We start from the raw sequence: 18,287 nt of genomic DNA, 5'->3' as shown, positions 1-18,287 counted from the left end.
ATCCCGCAAAATCTAAGTCCAAGTGACGCAGATGTAGCAGGCGCCGATCGGGCTTCCCGAACGTCGCCCGGTCCGTCACGCTGTCTCGTGCATCCCCCGGAGGCCGTCCGCGTCCTCCTGACTCCCGAAGGTCGCCCATGCAGCCCGATCGCTTCACCATCAAGACGCAGGAGGCGCTCGCCGAGGCCGGTCAGCTGGCCGAGCGCCGCAAGAACCCCCAGATCGTTCCCGAGCACCTGCTGCTCGTCCTCCTCGACCAGGAGGGCGGCACCGTCGGCCCGGTCCTCCAGAAGCTCGGCGTGCCCGTCGAGCAGGTCCGGCGGCCGGTCGCGGCCGCGCTCGACGCGCTGCCGACGACCACCGGCGGCGGCCAGGCCTCCGGTCCCTCCAGCGAGCTGGTGGCGGTCCTGCGCGGGGCCGAGGACCAGATGCGGCGGCTCGGCGACGAGTACCTGTCGACCGAGCACGTGCTGCTGGCGCTGGCCGGCCACGACTCGAAGGCCGGCGACGCCCTGCGCGCGGTCGGCGCGACGCCCGAGGCGCTGGAGCCGGCCGTGACCGAGGTCCGCGGCGGCCACCAGGTGACCGACCAGAACCCGGAGGACAAGTTCCAGGCGCTCGAGCGGTTCGGTCAGGACCTGACCGAGGCCGCCGCCAAGGGCGAGCTGGATCCGGTGATCGGCCGCGACGAGGAGATCCGGCGCGTGATCCAGGTCCTCAGCCGCCGGCGCAAGAACAACCCGGTCCTGATCGGCGAGCCGGGCGTCGGCAAGACGGCGATCGTCGAGGGCCTGGCCCAGCGGATCGTCTCCGGCGACGTGCCCGAGTCGCTGCGCGACCGGCGTGTGATCTCGCTCGACATCGGCGCGATGATCGCCGGCGCCAAGTACCGCGGCGAGTTCGAGGACCGGCTCAAGGCCGTCCTCAAGGAGGTCGCCGACGCGAAGGGCCAGATCGTGCTCTTCATCGACGAGCTGCACACGATCGTCGGCGCCGGCGCCTCCGAGGGCGCGGTCGACGCCGCCAACCTGCTGAAGCCGATGCTGGCCCGCGGCGAGCTGCGCGCGGTCGGCGCGACCACGCTCGACGAGTACCGCAAGCACATCGAGAAGGACGCGGCGCTCGAGCGCCGGTTCCAGCCGGTGCTGGTCGAGGAGCCGTCGGTCGAGGACGCGATCGCGATCCTCCGCGGCCTGAAGGAGAAGTACGAGGCGCACCACGGCGTCCGGATCCAGGACGCCGCGCTGATCGCCGCCGCCACCCTCTCCCAGCGCCACATCGCCGACCGCCAGCTGCCCGACAAGGCGATCGACCTGATCGACGAGGCGGCCTCGCGGCTGAAGATCGAGATCGACTCGAAGCCGACCGAGATCGACGAGGTCGACCGCCAGATCCTGCAGCTGGAGATCGAGCGGACCTCGCTCGAGCAGGAGTCCGACGACGCCTCGAAGGCGCGGCTGGAGGCGCTCGACCGCGACCTCGCCGACCTCCGCGAGCGGTCGGCGGCGATGACCGCCGAGTGGCAGCGCGAGAAGGAGGCCGTCGACCAGGTCCGCGAGGCCCAGGAGCAGCTGGAGCAGAAGAAGGTCGAGGCCGCGCGCGCCCAGCGCGAGGGCGACCTGCAGCGGGCGGCCGAGCTGACCTACGGCGAGATCCCCCAGCTGGAGGCGCGGATCGGCGAGCTGGAGCAGCAGGCGGAGACGGTCTCCGCCGGCGAGACCCGGTTCCTGGAGAACGAGGTCACCGCGGAGCACATCGCCGAGGTGGTCGGCCGCTGGACCGGGATCCCCGTCGCGCGGCTGCTCGAGGGCGAGGTCGAGAAGCTGGTCCACATGGAGGATCGCCTGCACGAGCGGGTGATCGGCCAGGAGGAGGCGGTCGCCGCCGTCAGCGCCGCGATCCGCCGCAGCCGCGCGGGGCTCGGCGATCCCGACCGCCCGATCGGCTCGTTCCTGTTCCTCGGCCCGACCGGCGTCGGCAAGACCGAGCTGGCGCGGGCGCTGGCCGAGTTCCTCTTCGACAGCCAGGACGCGATGGTCCGGATCGACATGTCGGAGTACATGGAGAAGCACGCCGTGTCGCGGCTGGTCGGCGCCCCTCCGGGCTACGTCGGCTACGACGAGGGCGGTCAGCTGACCGAGGCGGTCCGCCGCCGGCCCTACTCGGTGGTGCTGCTGGACGAGGTCGAGAAGGCCCACCAGGACGTCTTCAACATCCTGCTCCAGCTGCTCGACGACGGCCGCCTGACCGACGGCCAGGGGCGGACGGTCGACTTCACGAACACCGTCCTGATCCTGACCTCGAACATCCCCGGCGGCCGGGCCGGGGCCGAGGCCCACTTCCGGCCCGAGTTCATCAACCGGCTCGACGACATCATCGAGTTCCACAGCCTCGACCGCCGGCACCTGACGAAGATCGTCGACATCCAGGTCCGGCGGGTGGTCGAGCGGGCGGCCGAGCGGGGCGTCGCGGTCCAGCTCGACGACGACGCGCTCGAGCTGCTGGGCAACCTCGGCTACGACCCGACCTACGGCGCCCGGCCGCTGAAGCGGACGATCCAGCGCCACCTGACCGACCGGCTGGCCCTGGCGCTGCTGCGCGGCCAGGTGCGGGACGGCGAGACGGTTCAGGTCGGGGCGGCCGACGGCGAGATCACGCTGACGGTCGACGGTGACCTGCTGGCCGAGGCCGGCACCCAGCCGCGACCGGGCGAGCCGGCGGCGCTGGCCGCCTCCGGCGACGGCGAGCAGTGAGCGACCGCGGCCCCGGGCGACCGGGGCCGCCGCCGTCTCGATCCGGCCTCAGCGGAAGAGCGCGGAGGCGGCGACCGCGAAGCCGGGCAGCAGCGGGCTGGTCAGCGGCTGGTCGCCGCCGATCGCGACCGGCGGGTCGAAGGCGGTCCCGTCGCCGCTCCGCCGCAGGGCCAGGACGCTGGCCGAGGGCGGATCGACCAGCCACAGCTCCGCCGCGCCCGAGCGCTCGTAGACCTGCCGCTTGACGCCGACGTCGCGCGCCCAGGTGGAGGGGCTGCGGACCTCGACCACCAGGTCGCCGAGCGGCCACGGTCCGCGCTCGAGCGGCGGCAGCTCGCGGTCGGCGGCGTACCACTGGAGGTCGGGCGCCAGCACGTTCCACTGGTCGACGCCGGTGTCGATCGGCAGCGTGACGAAGCCGCGGTCCGGTGCGGCGGCCGTCCAGCCCTTGATCGCGAAGACGAGGTTGAGCAGCGCCAGCTGGTGCAGCGGCTTCGGCTGGGTGAGGACGACCACCTCACCCTCGATCAGCTCGCGGCGCCGGCCGTCCGCCGGTGCCGGCATCGCCAGGAACTGCTCCGCGGTGATCCGCTGCGGGGCGATCGCGGTCATGCCCGTCATCGTAGGTCTCCTCCTGGTTTTCGTCCATCAGGAGAAAGACCCGCCAGGCCGGTGAAGTGCGCCCCCCCAATTTCAGGGGCGCGGCCGCGTCAGCCGTCGCGGGTGGCGCGCCAGCGCTCCAGCATCCGCGGCAGCTCGGCGACGGCGAAGGCGAAGAACTCCTGCGTCTCGCGCAGCCGGGCGCCGGCGGCGCTGTCGGGGCCAACGGCGCCGACGCCGTCGGCGAGCACCTCGACCCACCGCCGCAGCTGCTCGTCGCGGCGGACCGACGCCTCGTACCAGGCGTCGTCGTGGACCACGAAGACGTCGCGGCGGGAGCCGGGCTCGCGCTCGCGGACGACCAGCCGCACCTGCTCCAGGTAGCGGACGGCGCCGGAGATCGAGGCCGCGCTGGTGCGCAGCCGCTCGGCCAGCTCGGCGGCGGTCAGCCGCCCGTCGGGGCTGGAGAGGATCGCCCCGAAGACCCGCGCCGGCATCCGCTGCATGCCCGACTCGACCAGCGCGGCGGCGAACCGCTCGACGAAGCGGGCGACGGCCTCCTCGTCGCGGGGCGGGTCGTCGTCGCGCCGGGGGGTCGAGCGGGGCACCGGCCGATCGTACTGTCTCTTGAAGTTTCAGAAAGTTCTGAATCTGATGTATCGTCGCGACCATGACCGACGCGATCGTGGTCGAGGGCCTGCGCAAGGCGTTCGGCCGCACCCAGGCGCTCGACGGCCTCGACCTGCGCGTGGCCCGCGGCGAGGTCCACGGGTTCCTCGGACCGAACGGGGCCGGCAAGTCGACCACGCTGCGGCTGCTGCTCGGGCTGCTGCGGGCCGACGGGGGCCGGATGGAGCTGCTCGGCGGCGATCCCTGGCGCGACGCCACCCGCCTCCACCGGCGGCTGGCCTACGTGCCCGGCGACGTCACGCTCTGGCCCAACCTCTCCGGCGGCGAGACGATCGACCTGCTCGGCCGGCTCCGCGGCGGCCTCGACGAGCGGCGGCGGTCGACGCTGATCGAGCGGTTCGCGCTCGACCCGACCAAGAAGGGCCGCGGCTACTCGAAGGGCAACCGCCAGAAGGTCGCGCTGGTGACCGCGTTCGCGTCCGACGCCGAGCTGCTGCTGCTCGACGAGCCGACCTCCGGCCTCGACCCGCTGATGGAGGAGGTCTTCCGCGAGCAGGTCGCCGAGGAGCGGGAGCGGGGGCGGACGGTGCTGCTCTCCAGCCACATCCTCAGCGAGGTCGAGGCGCTCTGCGACCGGGTCAGCATCGTCCGCGACGGGCGGACCGTCGAGCACGGCACGCTGGCCGAGCTGCGGCACCTGACCCGGACCTCGATCGACGCCGAGCTGGCCGCGCCGCCGCCCGCCGAGCTGGCCGCGGCGCCCGGGATCCACGACCTGCGGGTCGACGGGGCGCGGGTCCGCTGCCAGGTCGACACGCCGGCGCTCGGCGCGCTGCTGGGACGGCTGACCGCGGTCGGCGTCCGCACGCTGGTCAGCCGCCCGCCGACGCTGGAGGAACTGTTCCTGCGCCACTACGAGCAGGATCCGGCGGCCCGATGAGCGCGCTCGCCGGCACCGCCACGCTGCTGCGGATCGCCGCCCGCCGCGACCGGATCCAGCTGCCGGTCTGGGTCTACGCGGTGGTCGCGTCGGTGGTCTCGACGGCGGTCTCCTACGCCGGGCTCTACGACACCGCCGCCGCCCGCGCCCGCTTCGCCGCCGGCGCCGACGAGACCGGGGCGATCCTCGTCCTCTACGGCCGCGTCTACGACGACAGCGTCGGCGGGCTGGTGGCGTGGCGGATGGTCGGGCTCTCGGTCCTGATCGTCGGCCTGATGGCGATCCTCGCCGTCGTCCGCCACACCCGCGCCGAGGAGGAGCGCGGCCGGGCCGAGCTGGTCGGGGCGGCGGTCGTCGGCCGCCAGGCGCCGCTGGTCGCGGCGCTCGCGATCACCGGCGCGGCGGTGCTCGCCGTCGGGCTGCTCGACGCGATCGGACTGCTGGTGCTCGGCGAGGCGGCCGGCGGCGCGCTGCTGTTCGCCGCCGCGGTCGCGGTCGGTGGCTGGGTCTTCGCGGCGGTCGCCGCGGTTGCCGCCCAGCTGGTCGAGAGCGCGCGGACGGCGAACGGGATCGCGATCGGCGTCCTCGGGGCGTCGTTCCTGCTGCGGGCCGTCGGCGACGCGTCCGGCGACGGCGGACCGGCCTGGCCCAGCTGGCTGTCGCCGATCGGCTGGAGCCAGCAGACCCGCCCGTTCGCCGCCGACCGCTGGTGGCCGCTGCTGCTGGGCCTGGCGCTGGCCGCGGCGCTGCTGGTGCTCGCGCGGGCGCTCGGCCGTCGCCGCGACCTCGGGGCCGGGCTCTGGCCGCCGCGCCCGGGATCGGCTCGCGCCGCGCCCCGGCTGCGCGGGCCGCTGGTCCTCGACTGGCGGCAGCAGCGGGGCGCGGTCGCCGGCTGGATGCTGGCCGCGGGGGTGCTCGGGGCGACGCTCGGCGGCGTCGCCAGCGGGCTCGACGACCTGGTCGGCAGCAGCGACGCGCTGCGGTCGGCGATCGAGCGGATCGGCGGCCAGGCGGGACTCGACGACGCGTTCCTGGCGATGACGGTCGGGATCGCCGCGATCCTGGCCGCGCTGGCCGGCGTCCAGGCGGTGCTGCGGCTGCGCGGCGACGAGACCGCCGGCCGCGTCGAGCCGCTGCTGGCGACCGCGGTCGGGCGGCTGCGGTGGGCGGGCGCCCAGCTCGTCCTCGCCGCGGCGGTCGTCGTCGGCCTGCTGCTGCTGACCGGGCTCGCCGCCGGGCTCGCGTTCGGGCTCCACGGCGACCTCGGCCGCCAGCTGCCGCGGATGCTGGGGGCGGCGCTGGCCCAGACGCCGGCCGCGGCGGTGCCGGTCGCGCTGGCCGTCGCGTTGCTCGGGCTGCGGCCGGCCTGGTCGGCGGCGGCGTGGGGCGCCGTCGGGGCGTTCGCGCTGCTGTCGCTGCTCGGTCCCGCGCTGCGGCTGCCGGGGTGGATCCTGGACCTGTCGCCGTTCCATCACGCGCCGTCGCTGCCGGGCGGGACGGTGTCGGTCGCGGCGCTGATCGGCCTGGCGGCGGTCGCCGTCGCGCTGACCGTCGCCGGCCTGCTCGGCCTGCGGCGGCGCGACCTGGGTTGAGCGGGAGCCCCACGGCGAACTATGGTGGTACGTGAGGCGTCACGTCGTCTCGCACGGTTGCGGAGGGAACCCGCCCGGCCGCGGCTCGTTGACCACGAGCCGGGGTCGGGCGCGGGGGACAGGAGAGCGGGATGACCGAGGACAAGCTCACGTTCTGCCGGATCTGCGAGCCGCTCTGCGGGATGGTGGCGACGGTCGACGGCGACCGGCTGGTGCGGCTGCGGCCCGACCGCGACCATCCGCTGTCGCGCGGCTTCGCCTGCCCCAAGGGGATCGCCTTCAGCGAGATCCAGAACGACCCCGACCGTGTCCTCCACCCGCTGCGGCGGACGGCCGACGGCGGCTTCGAGCGGGTCAGCTGGGAGACGGCGATCAGCGACATCGGCGCCCGCCTGCGCCGGATCCACGGCCAGCACGGGCCGTCCGGGATCGGCTGGTACTTCGGCAACCCGAGCGCGTTCAGCTACAGCCACACGCTCTGGGTGGCGGCGTTCATGCAGGCGCTCGGCTCGCCGCACGTCTTCTCGGCCGGCTCGCAGGACGTCAACAACCGCTTCGTGGCCAGCCGGCTGCTCTACGGCTCGTCGATCGTGGCGCCGGTCCCCGACCTCGGCCGCAGCGAGCTGCTGGTGGTGATCGGGGCCAACCCGCTCGTCTCCCACGGCAGCGTGATGACCGCCCCGCGGATCAAGGAGCAGCTGCACGGGATCGTCGAGCGCGGCGGCCGGGTGGTGGTCGTCGACCCGCGGCGGACCGAGACCGCCCGCGCCTTCGACTGGCTGCCGGTCGCGCCCGACGGCGACGCCTTCCTGCTGCTGTCGCTGCTGCACGTGCTGTTCGAGGAGCGGCTGGCCGACGAGCAGGCGCTCGCCCGCCAGGCCACCGGCGCCGCCGGCCTGCGGGCGCTGGCCCGCCCGTTCGCGCCCGAGCGGACGGCCGCGCGCAGCGGCGTCCCCGCCGCGCAGGTGCGGGCGCTGGCCCGCGACCTGGCCCGGACCGAGCGGGCCGCCGTCTACGGCCGCACCGGCACCTGCCTCGGCCGGGCCGGCACGCTGACGACCTTCCTGCTCGACGCGGTCAACCTGGTCGCCGGCAACCTCGACCGCGAGGGCGGCTCGATGTTCGGGACCCTCGGCGTGCCCGGCGAGCGCGCCGCCGGCCTGGTCCTCAACCGGCTGATCGACCGCGCCGACCGCCACCGCTCGCGGATCGGCGGGCTGCCGTCGGTGCTCGGGACCGAGCCGGCGGCGGTGATGGCGAAGGAGATCACCACGCCCGGCCCGGGGCGGATCCGGGCGCTGATGGTCTCGTCCGGCAACCCGGTGCTGTCGGTCCCCAACGGCGACGAGCTGGAGGCGGCGCTCGACGACCTCGAGCTGCTGGTCTCGATCGACCTCTACGTCAACGAGACCAACGCCCACGCCGACTACGTGCTGCCGGCGACCACGATGTACGAGCGCGACGACTTCCCGCTCGCCTTCCAGACCCTCCACCTGACCCCGTTCCGGCAGGCGACGGCCGCGGTCGTGCCGCCCGCCGGCGAGGCCCGCCAGGAGTGGGAGATCGTCGACGACCTGATGCGCGAGCTGTGGCGGGCCTCGCCGCTGCTGGCCGGGACCGAGCTGGTCCGCCGCGGCCTCGGGCTGGTCGGACGACGCCTGACCCCGCGGCCGCTGGTCGACGCGCTGGTGCGGCTGGGCGAGGGCGGCGACCGCTTCGGCCTCCGCCGCGGCGGGCTGAGCCTCCGGCGGCTGCTGGAGCAGCACCCGCACGGGACCGCCGTCGCCCCGGCGCTGCGAGCCGGCGTGCTCGGCCGGGTCGTCCTCCACCGCGGCGGCCGGGTGCGGCTCGACCCGCCGGCGATCGCGGCCGAGGTGGCCCGGCTCCAGGCCCGCCGCGACGACGACCGCTATCCGCTGCGGCTGATCGGGATGCGCGAGCTGCGGTCGGAGAACTCGTGGATGCACAACGCGCCGCTGCTGGTCCGCGGCGGTCGCACCCAGGCGGCCCGGATCCACCCCGAGGACGCGGCGGCGATCGGGGTCGAGGACGGCGCGCTGGTGCGGCTGGCCAGCCGCCACGGGGCGATCGAGCTGCCGGCGCTGGTCACCGACGAGGTCGCCCGCGGGGTCGTCGCCGTGCCCCACGGCTGGGGCCACAAGGGCACCGGCGGCTGGCGGCGGGCGAACGCGGCCGGCGGCGGCGACGAGGACGCGCCGGTCGGCCGGCCGGGCGGGGTCAACGTCAACCGGCTGATGTCGAGCGACCCGGCCGACCTCGAGCCGCTGGCCGGGATGGCCCACCTGACCGCGGTCCCGGTGCGGGCCGAGCCGGTGGTCCCGGCGGCCGCGGACGGCAGCGGCGGCGCACGGGTGGGGGCCGCCGCCGACTGACCCGTAAGGTGCAGGGATGGGCACCGCCCTCTCCCGATCGACGCCGGCCGCCGCGCTGACGGACGGCTTCGGGCGCGTCGCACGCGACCTGCGGCTGTCGGTCACCGACGTCTGCAACCTGCGCTGCCGCTACTGCCTGCCCGACGAGCAGATGGCCTGGCTCCCGCGCGAGCAGCGGCTCGACGAGCAGGAGACGGTGCGGCTGGTGCGGCTGCTGGCCGGGCTCGGCGTGCGGACGGTGCGGGTGACCGGCGGCGAGCCGCTGGTGCGGCCGCGGCTGGCCGGCCTGGTCGCGCGGCTGGCCGCGATCGACGGGATCGAGGAGCTGTCGCTGACCACCAACGGCGTGCTGCTGGCCAAGCACGTCGGCGCGCTGGCCGCGGCCGGGATCAGCCGGATCAACGTCTCGCTCGACAGCGTCGACCCGCAGCGGTTCGCCGAGCTGACCCGCCGCGACCTGCTGCCGCGGGTGCTGGAGGGGATCGCCGCCGCCCAGGCCACGCCGGGGATCCGGCAGGTGAAGCTGAACGCGGTCGCGCTGCGCGGCGTGGTCGAGCACGAGGCGCTGGAGCTGGTGGCCTTCGCCCGCGCCCACGACCTGCAGCTGCGGTTCATCGAGGTGATGCCGCTCGACGCCGGCCACCGCTGGCGCCAGCAGGACGTGCTGACCGCGGAGGAGCTGCGCGCGACCATCGCCCGCCGCTGGCCGGTCGAGCCGCTGGAGCGGGCGCCCTCGTCGACCGCGACCGTCTTCCGCTTCGCCGACGGCGGCGGCGAGGTCGGCTTCATCGCCTCGGTCAGCGAGCCGTTCTGCGGCGACTGCGACCGGATCCGCCTGACCGCCGACGGCCAGCTGCGGACCTGCCTCTTCGCCCACGGCGAGACCGACCTCCGCGGGCCGCTGCGGGCCGGCGCCGACGACGGCGAGCTGGAGCGGATCGTCCGCGAGGCGGTCGCCGGCAAGCAGTGGGGCCACGAGATCCACCGCCCCGGCTTCCGCCCGCCGGCGCGGCCGATGAGCGCGATCGGCGGCTGACCGGCGACGGCCGCCGCCGTTTCCGGCACCATCTGCGGGGATGAGCGAGGGCCCACCCGACACCGCCACGATCGCCGGCTGGCTCGACGCCTTCGCGGCCCGCACCGGCGCGCCCCCGCCGACCGCCGACGAGCTGCGCGACCTGCTCGACCTGGCCCGCCACGCGGCCCACCGCTCGCAGCGCCAGGCGGCGCCGATCGCCTGCTGGATCGCGGGCCGCAGCGGCCTGCCGGTGGCCGACGCGCTGGCGCTGGTCGAGGCCGATCCGACGCTGCGGGCGCCGGAGGCCGACGGCGACGACGCGCCTCGATGAGCGGCGCTCGCGGTTCAGGCCCGTCGCGCGTGGCGCGGGCGCGGATGCTCGTCGCCGCGCTGGCGGCGATGGTGGCGGCGCTGGTCGTGGTGCTGCTGGCGACCGGCGGCGGGCCGTCCTCGCCGACCGCGACCGTCCGTTTCCTGCCGACCGCCGCCCAGCGGCCGCTGCCGGCCGGTCCGGCGACCGGCGGCCGGCCGGCGAACGTGGTCCTGCTGCTGACCGACGACCAGACGTTGGCCGACATGGAGGTGATGCCGCGGACCCGGCAGCTGGTCGGCGGGGCCGGCGCGACCTTCGACCAGTACCGGGTCTCGTTCCCGCTCTGCTGCCCGGCGCGGGCGACGATCCTGACCGGCCAGTACAGCCACAACAGCGGCGTGCTCGGCAACAACCCGCCGCTCGGCGGCTACGGCGCGCTGGTCCGCCACGGCGAGCGCAAGACGGTGCCGTTCGCGCTCTCGCACCGCCGCCGGCAGCCGTACCGGACCGCCCACATCGGCAAGTACCTGAACGGCTACGGCAAGCCGCGCCACCGCGGGATCCCGCCCGGATGGACCGACTGGTACGGCGCCACCGAGGCCTACCGGATGTGGGGCTACCAGCTGAACGAGAACGGGAAGCTGAAGACCTACGGCCAGCGGCGGGTCGAGGATCCGCGCTTCTACCAGACCGACGTCTTCCGGCGGAAGGCCGTCCGCTTCGTGCGCGGCCAGGCGGCCCCCGGCCGCGCGCCGTTCTTCCTCTCGCTCTCGTTCGTGGCGCCGCACAGCGAGACCGGGCTCGAGCGGCCGTTCCCGGGTCGCAACCCGCGCTCGGCCCCGCGCCACCGCGGCCAGCTGGCCGACGAGCCGCTGGCGCGGCCGCCGTCGTTCGACGAGGCCGACATGAGCGACAAGCCGGCCTGGCTCAACTGGCGCCACCCGCTCGGCGCGGCCGGGATCGAGAAGATCACCGCCCGCTACCGCGCCCGCCGCGAGTCGCTGCTGGCCGTCGACGAGGCGGTCGCGGCGATCGTCGGCGCGCTCCGCGAGAGCGGTCAGCTGCAGCGGACCTACGTGATCTTCACCTCCGACAACGGCTTCTTCCACGGCGAGCACCGGGTGCCGGGCGGCAAGCTGCTGGCCTACGAGCCGGCGACCCACGTGCCGATGATGATCCGCGGCCCGGGGATTCCCGCCGGCGTCCGCTCGGAGCTGCCGGCCGGCGACGTCGACCTGGGCGCGACGATCCTCGACATGACCCGCACCCGGGCCCGCTGGCCGCTCGACGGCCGCTCGCTGCTCGACCACCTGCGGCCGCGGCTGCGCGCGCAGCTGGAGCAGCGGCCGATGCTGCAGGAGATCGGCCCCTCGGCGGCCGGCGGCGACCTCGACCAGGACGGCGGCAGCGTCGGCGTGCGGCTGAGCGGGCCGCGGATCCCGCAGTACTGGGGCGTGCTCCAGTCGGGGATCCGCTACGTCCGCTACGAGGACGGCAGCGAGGAGCTGTACGACCTCCGCCGCGACCCCGACGAGCTGGCGTCGAAGCACGCCGATCCCTCCTACGCGGCGACCAAGCGGGCGCTCCAGACCGAGCTGGAGCGGCTGCGCCACTGCCGCGGGCCGAGCTGCCGGGCGCCGGCCCCGCCGCTGCCGCGTCCGCGCTGAGGCCGGTCCTCAGCCGCGGTCGTCGCGTTCGAGCGCGGCGAGGTCCGCGGGCCGGTTGACGTTGGCCAGCAGCGCGGCCGGGTCGCCGTGGCGCGCGACCTCGTCGTCGCCGAGCCGGACGGCGCCGAGCGCGAGCACGGTCCGCGTGACCGGCGCGCCCTCGCGGGCGGCCGCGGCGAGCGCGTCGGCGTGCGCGGGGGAGAAGCGGCCGAGCAGCGGGTGCAGCCGGCCGGCGGCCTCGACCACGACCAGCGGCTCGGGTCGCTCGGCCAGCGCCCGCAGCAGGCCGGGGGCGACCCGCGGCAGGTCGACGGGCAGCGTCACCAGCGGCCCGTCGGCACGGCGGAGGGCGGCGGCGACGGCGACCAGCGGATGGCGCGGCTCCTGCGGCTCGGGCCAGCGCTCGCAGGCCAGCGGCGGCAGCGGCGTGTTGTCCTTGGCCAGCACCACCGCCCGCAGGCCGGCGGCGGCGACCGCGGCCAGGGCGTGGGCCAGCAGCGGCCGGCCGTCGAGCAGGGCGCTCGCCTTCGGGGCGCCCATCCGCCGGGCGGCGCCGCCGGCGAGGATCGCGACCGGGGGCTGGCGACGGGGCTCCATCACCCGCAGTCTGGCGCGTCACTCGGGCAGCGGGCCGAGCCGCGCCTGCAGGTCGAGGTGCTCGAGCGAGGCCAGCAGCGCACGGGTGACCGGCCGCACCAGGCCGTCGTCGGGGGCCAGCAGCCCGACCGTCGGCGCCACCTCGGGCGCCACCAGCGGCCGCGCGCGGACGCCGGCCGGCAGCTGCTGCCCGCGCAGCCAGGTGTGGCCGACGATCGTCGGCCAGCCGTTGCGGACCAGGCCGAGCAGGGCCGTGAAGGTGTCGGCCTCGATCTGGGCCCGGACGTCGACGCCGGCGACGGCCAGCGCCGCGTCGACCGCCTGCCGGTGCTGCATGTCGGGCGGCAGCAGGCAGAGCGGCTGGCCGGCGATCGCCGCCCACGGCAGCGGACCGTCCTCGTCGCCCTCGTGCTCGGAGCGCAGCAGCACGAACCGCTCGCGGTAGAGCGGCGCGAACGCCCGCGGGTCGCCGTGGCGGTCGTCGACGTAGGTCATCCCCGCGTCCAGCTCGTGGCGCTCGATCCCGCTGGCGATCTCGACCGCGGAGCGGGTCCGGATCTCCACCTGCAGGCCGGGGTGGGCGCGGGCCAGTGGGGCGACGAGCGCGGCGACGCCGACCATCGCCGTCGGGATCACGCCGATCCGCAGCGTGCCGGTCAGCCGCCCCCGCAGCCGGCTGGCCTCGGCGGCCAGGCCGTCGACGTCGGCGACCGCCCGGCGGGCGTGGCCGAGCAGCACCCGGCCCTCCGGGGTCAGGTCGGTCGGGCCGCCGCCGCGCTGCACGAGCCGCAGGCCCAGCTCCTCCTCCAGCCGCCGGATCGCCATCGAGAGCGCCGGCTGGGTGACGTGGCAGGCGGCGGCCGCGCGGCCGAAGTGGCGCTCGGCCGCGAGCGCGACGAGGAACTCCAGCTGACGCAGGTTCATCAGCATTGATTATTGCTGATTCAAGGATCGATATTTGAAGTTGATCACCTGGGTGGGCATGGTTGGTCGCCGCCCGTGCCGATCGCTCCCGCCCAGCTGCTGCCCCACCTCCGCCTCGGGCTCGGCGTCTTCGTCAGCACGGTGCTGGTGGCGGCGGCCGGCGCGGCCTCGGGCACGCCGCTGCTGATCGCGCCCTTCGTGGCGACGGCGGCGCTCAAGCACGCGGCGCCGGACAGCCCGATCGTGGCGCCACGGCGGGTGATCGGCGGCCACCTGATCGGCGCCCTGGTCGGGGTCGCCGTCGGCGCGCTGGTCGGCGAGGGCACGCTGGCGATCGCGCTCGCCGCCGCCGCGGCCGCGGTCCTGATGCGCGGCGTCGACCTGCTGCACGCCCCTGCGGTGGCCACCGCCTACATCGCGGTCGAGCACCACGGCGACCACTGGTTCCCGGTCAGCGTCGTGCTCGCCGGCGCGGCGGTGCTGGTCGCCTCGACGGTGCTGCTGGCCCCGCTGCTGCACGGCCACCGCTACCCGGCGCCGCAGCCCGAGCCGGCGCCCGGCGGCTGAGCGCGGAGCACCGCTCCCGCGGGCGGCGACGGCGGGCGTAGGATCGCGCCATGCCGGTCCGCACCTGCCCCTTCTGCGAGGCCACCTGCGGCCTCGACGTGACGCTCGACGGCGACCGCGTGGTGAAGGTCCGCGGCGACGCCGACGACGTCTTCTCGCACGGCTTCGTCTGCCCCAAGGGCACCTCGCTCCAGCAGCTGCACGAGGATCCCGACCGCGTCCGGCGGCCGCTGGTCAAGCAGCCCGACGGCTCGTTCGCCGAGGTCGGCTGGGACGCGGCCTTCGCCCGGATCGCCGAGCTGTGGGCGCCGTTCGTCGGCGCCGCCGACCCGAACGAGGTCGCCGTCTACCTGGGCAACCCGGCCGCCCACGGCCTCAGCGCGATGCTCTACGGGCGGGTGCTGCTGAAGGCGCTGCGGACGCGGAGCATCTTCAGTGCCTCGACGCTCGACCAGTACCCGAAGCAGCTGGCCACGGCCCACCTCTTCGGCTCCGGGGCGACGGTGCCGGTGCCCGACCTGGACCGCACCGACCACCTGCTGATCCTCGGCGCCAACCCGGTCGTCTCGAACGGCTCGCTGATGACCGCGCCCGACGTCCGCGGGCGGCTGCAGGCGATCCGGGCCCGCGGCGGCAAGGTGGTGGTGGTCGACCCGCGGCGGACGCGGACCGCGCGCGAGGCCGACCAGCACCTGGCGATCCGCCCCGGCGGCGACGCGGCCTGGCTGATGGCGCTGCTGCACGTGCTCGCCGCCGAGGGGCTGACCACGCCGGGCGAGCACCTGGCCGGGCTCGACGAGGTGCTGGCCGCCGCCGAGCCGTTCACGCCCGAGGCGGTCGCCGCCGTGACCGGGATCGCGCCCGAGGTCACCCGCACCGCCGCCCGCGAGCTGGCCGCCGCCCCGCGGGCCTGCGTCTACGGCCGGATCGGCACCACCACCCAGCGGTTCGGGGCCACCGCCTCGTGGCTGGTCGACGTCCTCAACGCGGTCACCGGCAACCTCGACCGGCCGGGCGGGGCGATGTTCCCGCTGCCCGCCCACGGCAAGCGCGGCGCCGGCCGCGGACGCGGAGCGCGCTTCGGCCGCTGGACCTCGCGCGTGCGCGGCGTCGGCGAGGTCTTCGGCGAGCTGCCGGCCGCCTGCCTGGCCGAGGAGCTGGAGACGCCCGGTCCCGGCCAGGTCCGGGCGCTGATCACGATCGCCGGCAACCCGGTGCTCTCGGCGCCGGGCGGCGGCCGGCTGGCCGAGGCGCTGCCGGGGCTCGACGCCTACGTCGCGCTCGACATCTACGTCAACGAGACGACCCGCCACGCCGACGTGATCCTGCCGGCGCCGTCGCCGCTGGAGAAGGCCCACTACGACCTGGCGCTCTACGGCTTCGCGATCCGCAACGTGGCCAATTACAGCCCGCCGCTGCTGGCCCGCGACGGGCTCGACGAGTGGCAGTCGCTGCTGCGGCTGGTCGGGGTGGTCACCGGCCAGGGCCCGGACGCCGACGTCGCCGCGATCGACGCCTTCGTCGCCCGTGGGCTGGCCGAGCGCGAGGTCGGGGACGAGCGCTCGGCGCTCCACGGGCGCGACCTCGACGGGCTGCTCGCCGAGCTGGAGCCGCGGGTCGGCCCCGAGCGGCTGCTCGACCTGCTGCTGCGCGGCGGCGCCTACGGGCTGACCCTCGCGGATCTGGAGGCGGCGCCGCACGGGATCGATCTGGGCCCGCTGGAGCCGCGGCTGCCCGAGGTGCTGGCGACGCCGAGCGGCCGGGTCGAGCTGGCGCCGGCGGCGCTGCTGGAGGACGTCGAGCGGCTGGCGCTGGCGCTCGACGAGCCGGCCGACGGGATGCTGCTGATCGGCCGCCGCGACCTGCGCTCGAACAACTCCTGGATGCACAACCTGCCGCTGCTGGTCTCGGGCCCCGCGCGCTGCACGGCGTGGATCCACCCCGACGACGCGGCGCGGGTCGGCGTGGCCGACGGCGAGCCGCTGCGGATCAGCTCGCGAGTCGGCGCGATCGAGTTGCCGGCGACGGTCACCGACCGGATCCGGCCGGGGGTCGTGTCGGTCCCCCACGGCTGGGGCCACGACGCGGCCGGCGCGCGGATGGAGGTGGCGCGCGGCGTGGCCGGCGTCAACGCCAACCGGCTGGCCGACGGCGAGACGCTGGAGCCGCTGAGCGGGACCGCGGTCCTGAACGGGATCCCGGTCGAGGTGGCCGTCCCGGTTCCCGCGCCGGCGTGAGCTCGCCCGCTGTCACGTTCCGGTCGCTGAGCGTCCGGAAGGTCGCAGCCGGTGGGCGATCGCCCGACTAGGCTGCGGCCGATGGCGCCGCTGACCTCCCCCCACGACGCCCGTGCGGCCGCGATCGCCCTCGGCACGGCCGCCCCGACGGCGGTCGAGCGGGTGCCGATCGCCGCCGCCGCGGGCCGGATCGCGGCCGAGGCGGTGGCGGTGCCGATCGCGCTGCCGCGGTTCGACGGCTCGGCGATGGACGGCTACGCGGTGCGGGCCGCCGACACCGCGGGGGCCAGCGCCGACGCGCCCGCGCGGCTGCGGCTGGTCGACGAGTCGCGGGCCGGCCGGCCGAGCGACGGCGCGCTGGCCGCCGGCCAGGCGATGCGGATCAGCACCGGCGCCCGGATACCGGCCGGGGCCGATGCGGTGGTGCGGGTCGAGGACACCGACGAGGCCGACGGGACGGTCGCGATCCGGGTCGCGGTACCGGCGGGCCACGACGTGCGGCCGGCGGGCGAGGACGTCCAGCCGGGCGAGCCGGCGGTCGCCGCGGGCGAGCTGCTGCACCCGGGCCGGATCGCGCTGCTCGGCGGCGTCGGGATCGAGCGGGTCGCGGTCCGGCGGGCCCCGCGGGCGACGGTGATCGCGACCGGCGACGAGGTCGTGGTGGCCGGTGGCGGACCGCTCGGCGCGGGCGACGTCCACGACGTCAACGGGCTGGCGATCCCGGCGCTGCTGCGGGCGGCGGGCGCGGGCGAGGTCCAGGTGGTGCGGGTCGGCGACGACCGCGAGGCGACGATCGCCGCCTTCCGCGACGCCGACGGCGACCTGGTCGTCTCCTGCGGCGGGGTCTCGGTCGGCCGCCACGACCACGTGCGGCCGGCGCTCGCCGCGCTGGGGGCGACCGAGAGCGTCTTCGGGATCGCGCTCCAGCCCGGCAAGCCGACCTGGATCGGGGCCCTGCCCGGCGCGGCGGGCGCGCGGCCGGTGCTCGGCCTGCCCGGCAACCCGGCGTCGGCGTTCGTGACCGCGGCGCTGTTCGCGGCCCCGGCGCTGCGGGCGATGCTCGGCCGTCCGCCGGAGCCGGTCCGCCGCGCGCGGCTGCTGGAGGACGCTCCCCGCGACGGCCGCCGGATGCGGGCGCTGCGGGCGGTCGCGGCGCTCGGCGACGACGGCGTGCTCGGGGTTCGGGTGCTCGGTCCCCAGCACTCGCACCGGCTGCGTCCGCTGGCCGAGGGCGACGTGCTGGCGATCGTCCCGCCCGGTGACGGCCCGCTGGCCGCCGGCGAGCCGATCGAGGTGGTGGCGGTGCCGGGGGCCTAGGCCCGACGGCGAAGGGGAGGTCCCGGGCCCGGGGTGAACGTCGCACGCCCGGCGCGCGCTCCTCGCCGTGCGACGTTCGCCACCGCCGGTGACGGTGAACGTGACACGGCGATGAGGGGCGGCGGTGGCGTGTGACGTTCGCTCCCCTGACAGCTTCCTGGCGCCGCGCTAGATTCCTGGCATGGACGCCGCTCCGGTCCGCCTGCGTGCGCTGCGCGAGCACGCCGGCCTCTCGCAGGCCCAGCTGGCCGAGCGGGCGCGGGTCAGCCGGGCGCTGGTCAGCGCCGTCGAGCGGGGCCGGCACCGGCCCGCGGTCGACACGGCGCTGCGGCTGGCGGCGGCGGTCGGCAGCACCGTCGAGGAGCTGTTCGGTCCCGACGCCGACCTGGGGCCGGACGCGCCGGCGGCGACGACGATCGACGGCCACGCACCGGCGGCCGGGGCGCTGGTGCGGCTGGCGACCGTCGGCGCGCGGACCGTCGCCGTGCCGCTGGCCGGGCCCGACGGGGAGTGGGCCACCGCCGACGCGCTGATCGCCGCCGACGGCCCGCGGCTGCTGCCCGGCGGCCAGCGCGGCGGCGCGCTGGTGGCCGGCTGCGACCCGGCGCTGGCGGTGGCCGCCGCTCTCGGCCCGCGCGAGGGCGACCAGCGGACGATCGCCGCCCCCGCGACCAGCGGCGCCGCCCGCCGGGCCCTGCGCGCCGGCCGGGTCCACGCGGCGGTCGTCCACGGCCCGCGC

At 76.4% G+C, this 18,287-nt stretch carries 15 protein-coding genes; 11 read left to right on the top strand and 4 right to left on the bottom strand.

Features of this window, described 5'->3' with window-relative positions:
- Positions 1 to 137: 137 nt before the first annotated feature.
- On the top strand, positions 138 to 2,753 hold the full coding sequence (gene clpB / locus SH587_RS18665; protein WP_320672162.1) for an ATP-dependent chaperone ClpB: 2,616 nt from the start codon (positions 138 to 140) through the stop codon (positions 2,751 to 2,753).
- 48 nt (positions 2,754 to 2,801) lie between these two features.
- Here the strand turns inward: clpB and SH587_RS18660 are convergent, their stop codons facing one another.
- Both SH587_RS18660 and SH587_RS18655 read right to left on the bottom strand, forming a co-directional pair.
- Positions 2,802 to 3,365: a Uma2 family endonuclease gene (locus tag SH587_RS18660; protein ID WP_320672161.1), complete on the bottom strand. Its 564-nt coding sequence runs from the start codon at positions 3,363 to 3,365 to the stop codon at positions 2,802 to 2,804.
- Between the two features lie 98 nt (positions 3,366 to 3,463).
- Positions 3,464 to 3,961, bottom strand: coding sequence for a GbsR/MarR family transcriptional regulator (locus SH587_RS18655; protein ID WP_320672160.1), 498 nt, complete (start codon positions 3,959 to 3,961; stop codon positions 3,464 to 3,466).
- Between the two features lie 62 nt (positions 3,962 to 4,023).
- Between SH587_RS18655 and SH587_RS18650 the strand changes: the two genes are divergently transcribed.
- From SH587_RS18650 to SH587_RS18625, 6 genes are all read left to right on the top strand, one after another.
- On the top strand, positions 4,024 to 4,923 hold the full coding sequence (locus SH587_RS18650; RefSeq protein WP_320672159.1) for an ABC transporter ATP-binding protein: 900 nt from the start codon (positions 4,024 to 4,026) through the stop codon (positions 4,921 to 4,923).
- Complete coding sequence (locus tag SH587_RS18645) at positions 4,920 to 6,515, top strand: ABC transporter permease (protein ID WP_320672158.1); 1,596 nt, start codon at positions 4,920 to 4,922, stop codon at positions 6,513 to 6,515. Before SH587_RS18650 ends, SH587_RS18645 begins: the two co-directional genes overlap by 4 nt.
- A 131-nt stretch (positions 6,516 to 6,646) precedes the next feature.
- Positions 6,647 to 8,908: a molybdopterin-containing oxidoreductase family protein gene (locus SH587_RS18640; RefSeq protein WP_320672157.1), complete on the top strand. Its 2,262-nt coding sequence runs from the start codon at positions 6,647 to 6,649 to the stop codon at positions 8,906 to 8,908.
- A gap of 16 nt (positions 8,909 to 8,924) precedes the next feature.
- Entirely contained in the window at positions 8,925 to 9,944 is a 1,020-nt protein-coding gene (moaA, locus tag SH587_RS18635) for a GTP 3',8-cyclase MoaA (protein ID WP_320672156.1), read from the top strand.
- Positions 9,945 to 9,984: 40 nt separating this feature from the next.
- Positions 9,985 to 10,257: a DUF6457 domain-containing protein gene (locus SH587_RS18630; protein ID WP_320672155.1), complete on the top strand. Its 273-nt coding sequence runs from the start codon at positions 9,985 to 9,987 to the stop codon at positions 10,255 to 10,257.
- Positions 10,254 to 11,906, top strand: coding sequence for a sulfatase family protein (locus SH587_RS18625; protein ID WP_320672154.1), 1,653 nt, complete (start codon positions 10,254 to 10,256; stop codon positions 11,904 to 11,906). Before SH587_RS18630 ends, SH587_RS18625 begins: the two co-directional genes overlap by 4 nt.
- Before the next feature lie 9 nt (positions 11,907 to 11,915).
- Here the strand turns inward: SH587_RS18625 and mobA are convergent, their stop codons facing one another.
- Complete coding sequence (gene mobA / locus SH587_RS18620) at positions 11,916 to 12,503, bottom strand: molybdenum cofactor guanylyltransferase (protein WP_320672153.1); 588 nt, start codon at positions 12,501 to 12,503, stop codon at positions 11,916 to 11,918.
- Between the two features lie 18 nt (positions 12,504 to 12,521).
- A complete protein-coding gene (locus SH587_RS18615) occupies positions 12,522 to 13,427 on the bottom strand; it encodes a LysR family transcriptional regulator (RefSeq protein ID WP_320672152.1) in 906 nt (301 codons plus the stop codon).
- 75 nt (positions 13,428 to 13,502) lie between these two features.
- Between SH587_RS18615 and SH587_RS18610 the strand changes: the two genes are divergently transcribed.
- The 4 genes from SH587_RS18610 to SH587_RS18595 all read left to right on the top strand — a co-directional run.
- Positions 13,503 to 13,994 (top strand): HPP family protein, encoded by a 492-nt coding sequence (locus SH587_RS18610; protein ID WP_320672151.1) that lies wholly within the window; start codon positions 13,503 to 13,505, stop codon positions 13,992 to 13,994.
- A gap of 50 nt (positions 13,995 to 14,044) precedes the next feature.
- A complete protein-coding gene (locus SH587_RS18605; protein ID WP_320672150.1) occupies positions 14,045 to 16,231 on the top strand; it encodes a molybdopterin-dependent oxidoreductase in 2,187 nt (728 codons plus the stop codon).
- An 81-nt stretch (positions 16,232 to 16,312) separates the two neighbouring features.
- A complete protein-coding gene (locus SH587_RS18600; protein WP_320672149.1) occupies positions 16,313 to 17,548 on the top strand; it encodes a molybdopterin molybdotransferase MoeA in 1,236 nt (411 codons plus the stop codon).
- Positions 17,549 to 17,729: 181 nt separating this feature from the next.
- Positions 17,730 to 18,287 (top strand): helix-turn-helix transcriptional regulator (locus SH587_RS18595; protein WP_320672148.1); only part of this gene is annotated, 558 nt, incomplete at its 3' end.

This window comes from Patulibacter defluvii (genome assembly GCF_034096925.1).
GTDB lineage: Bacteria > Actinomycetota > Thermoleophilia > Solirubrobacterales > Solirubrobacteraceae > Patulibacter > Patulibacter defluvii.
The sequence above is the reverse complement of the archived record's forward strand: the minus strand, read 5'-3'. Positions and strand labels throughout refer to the sequence as shown.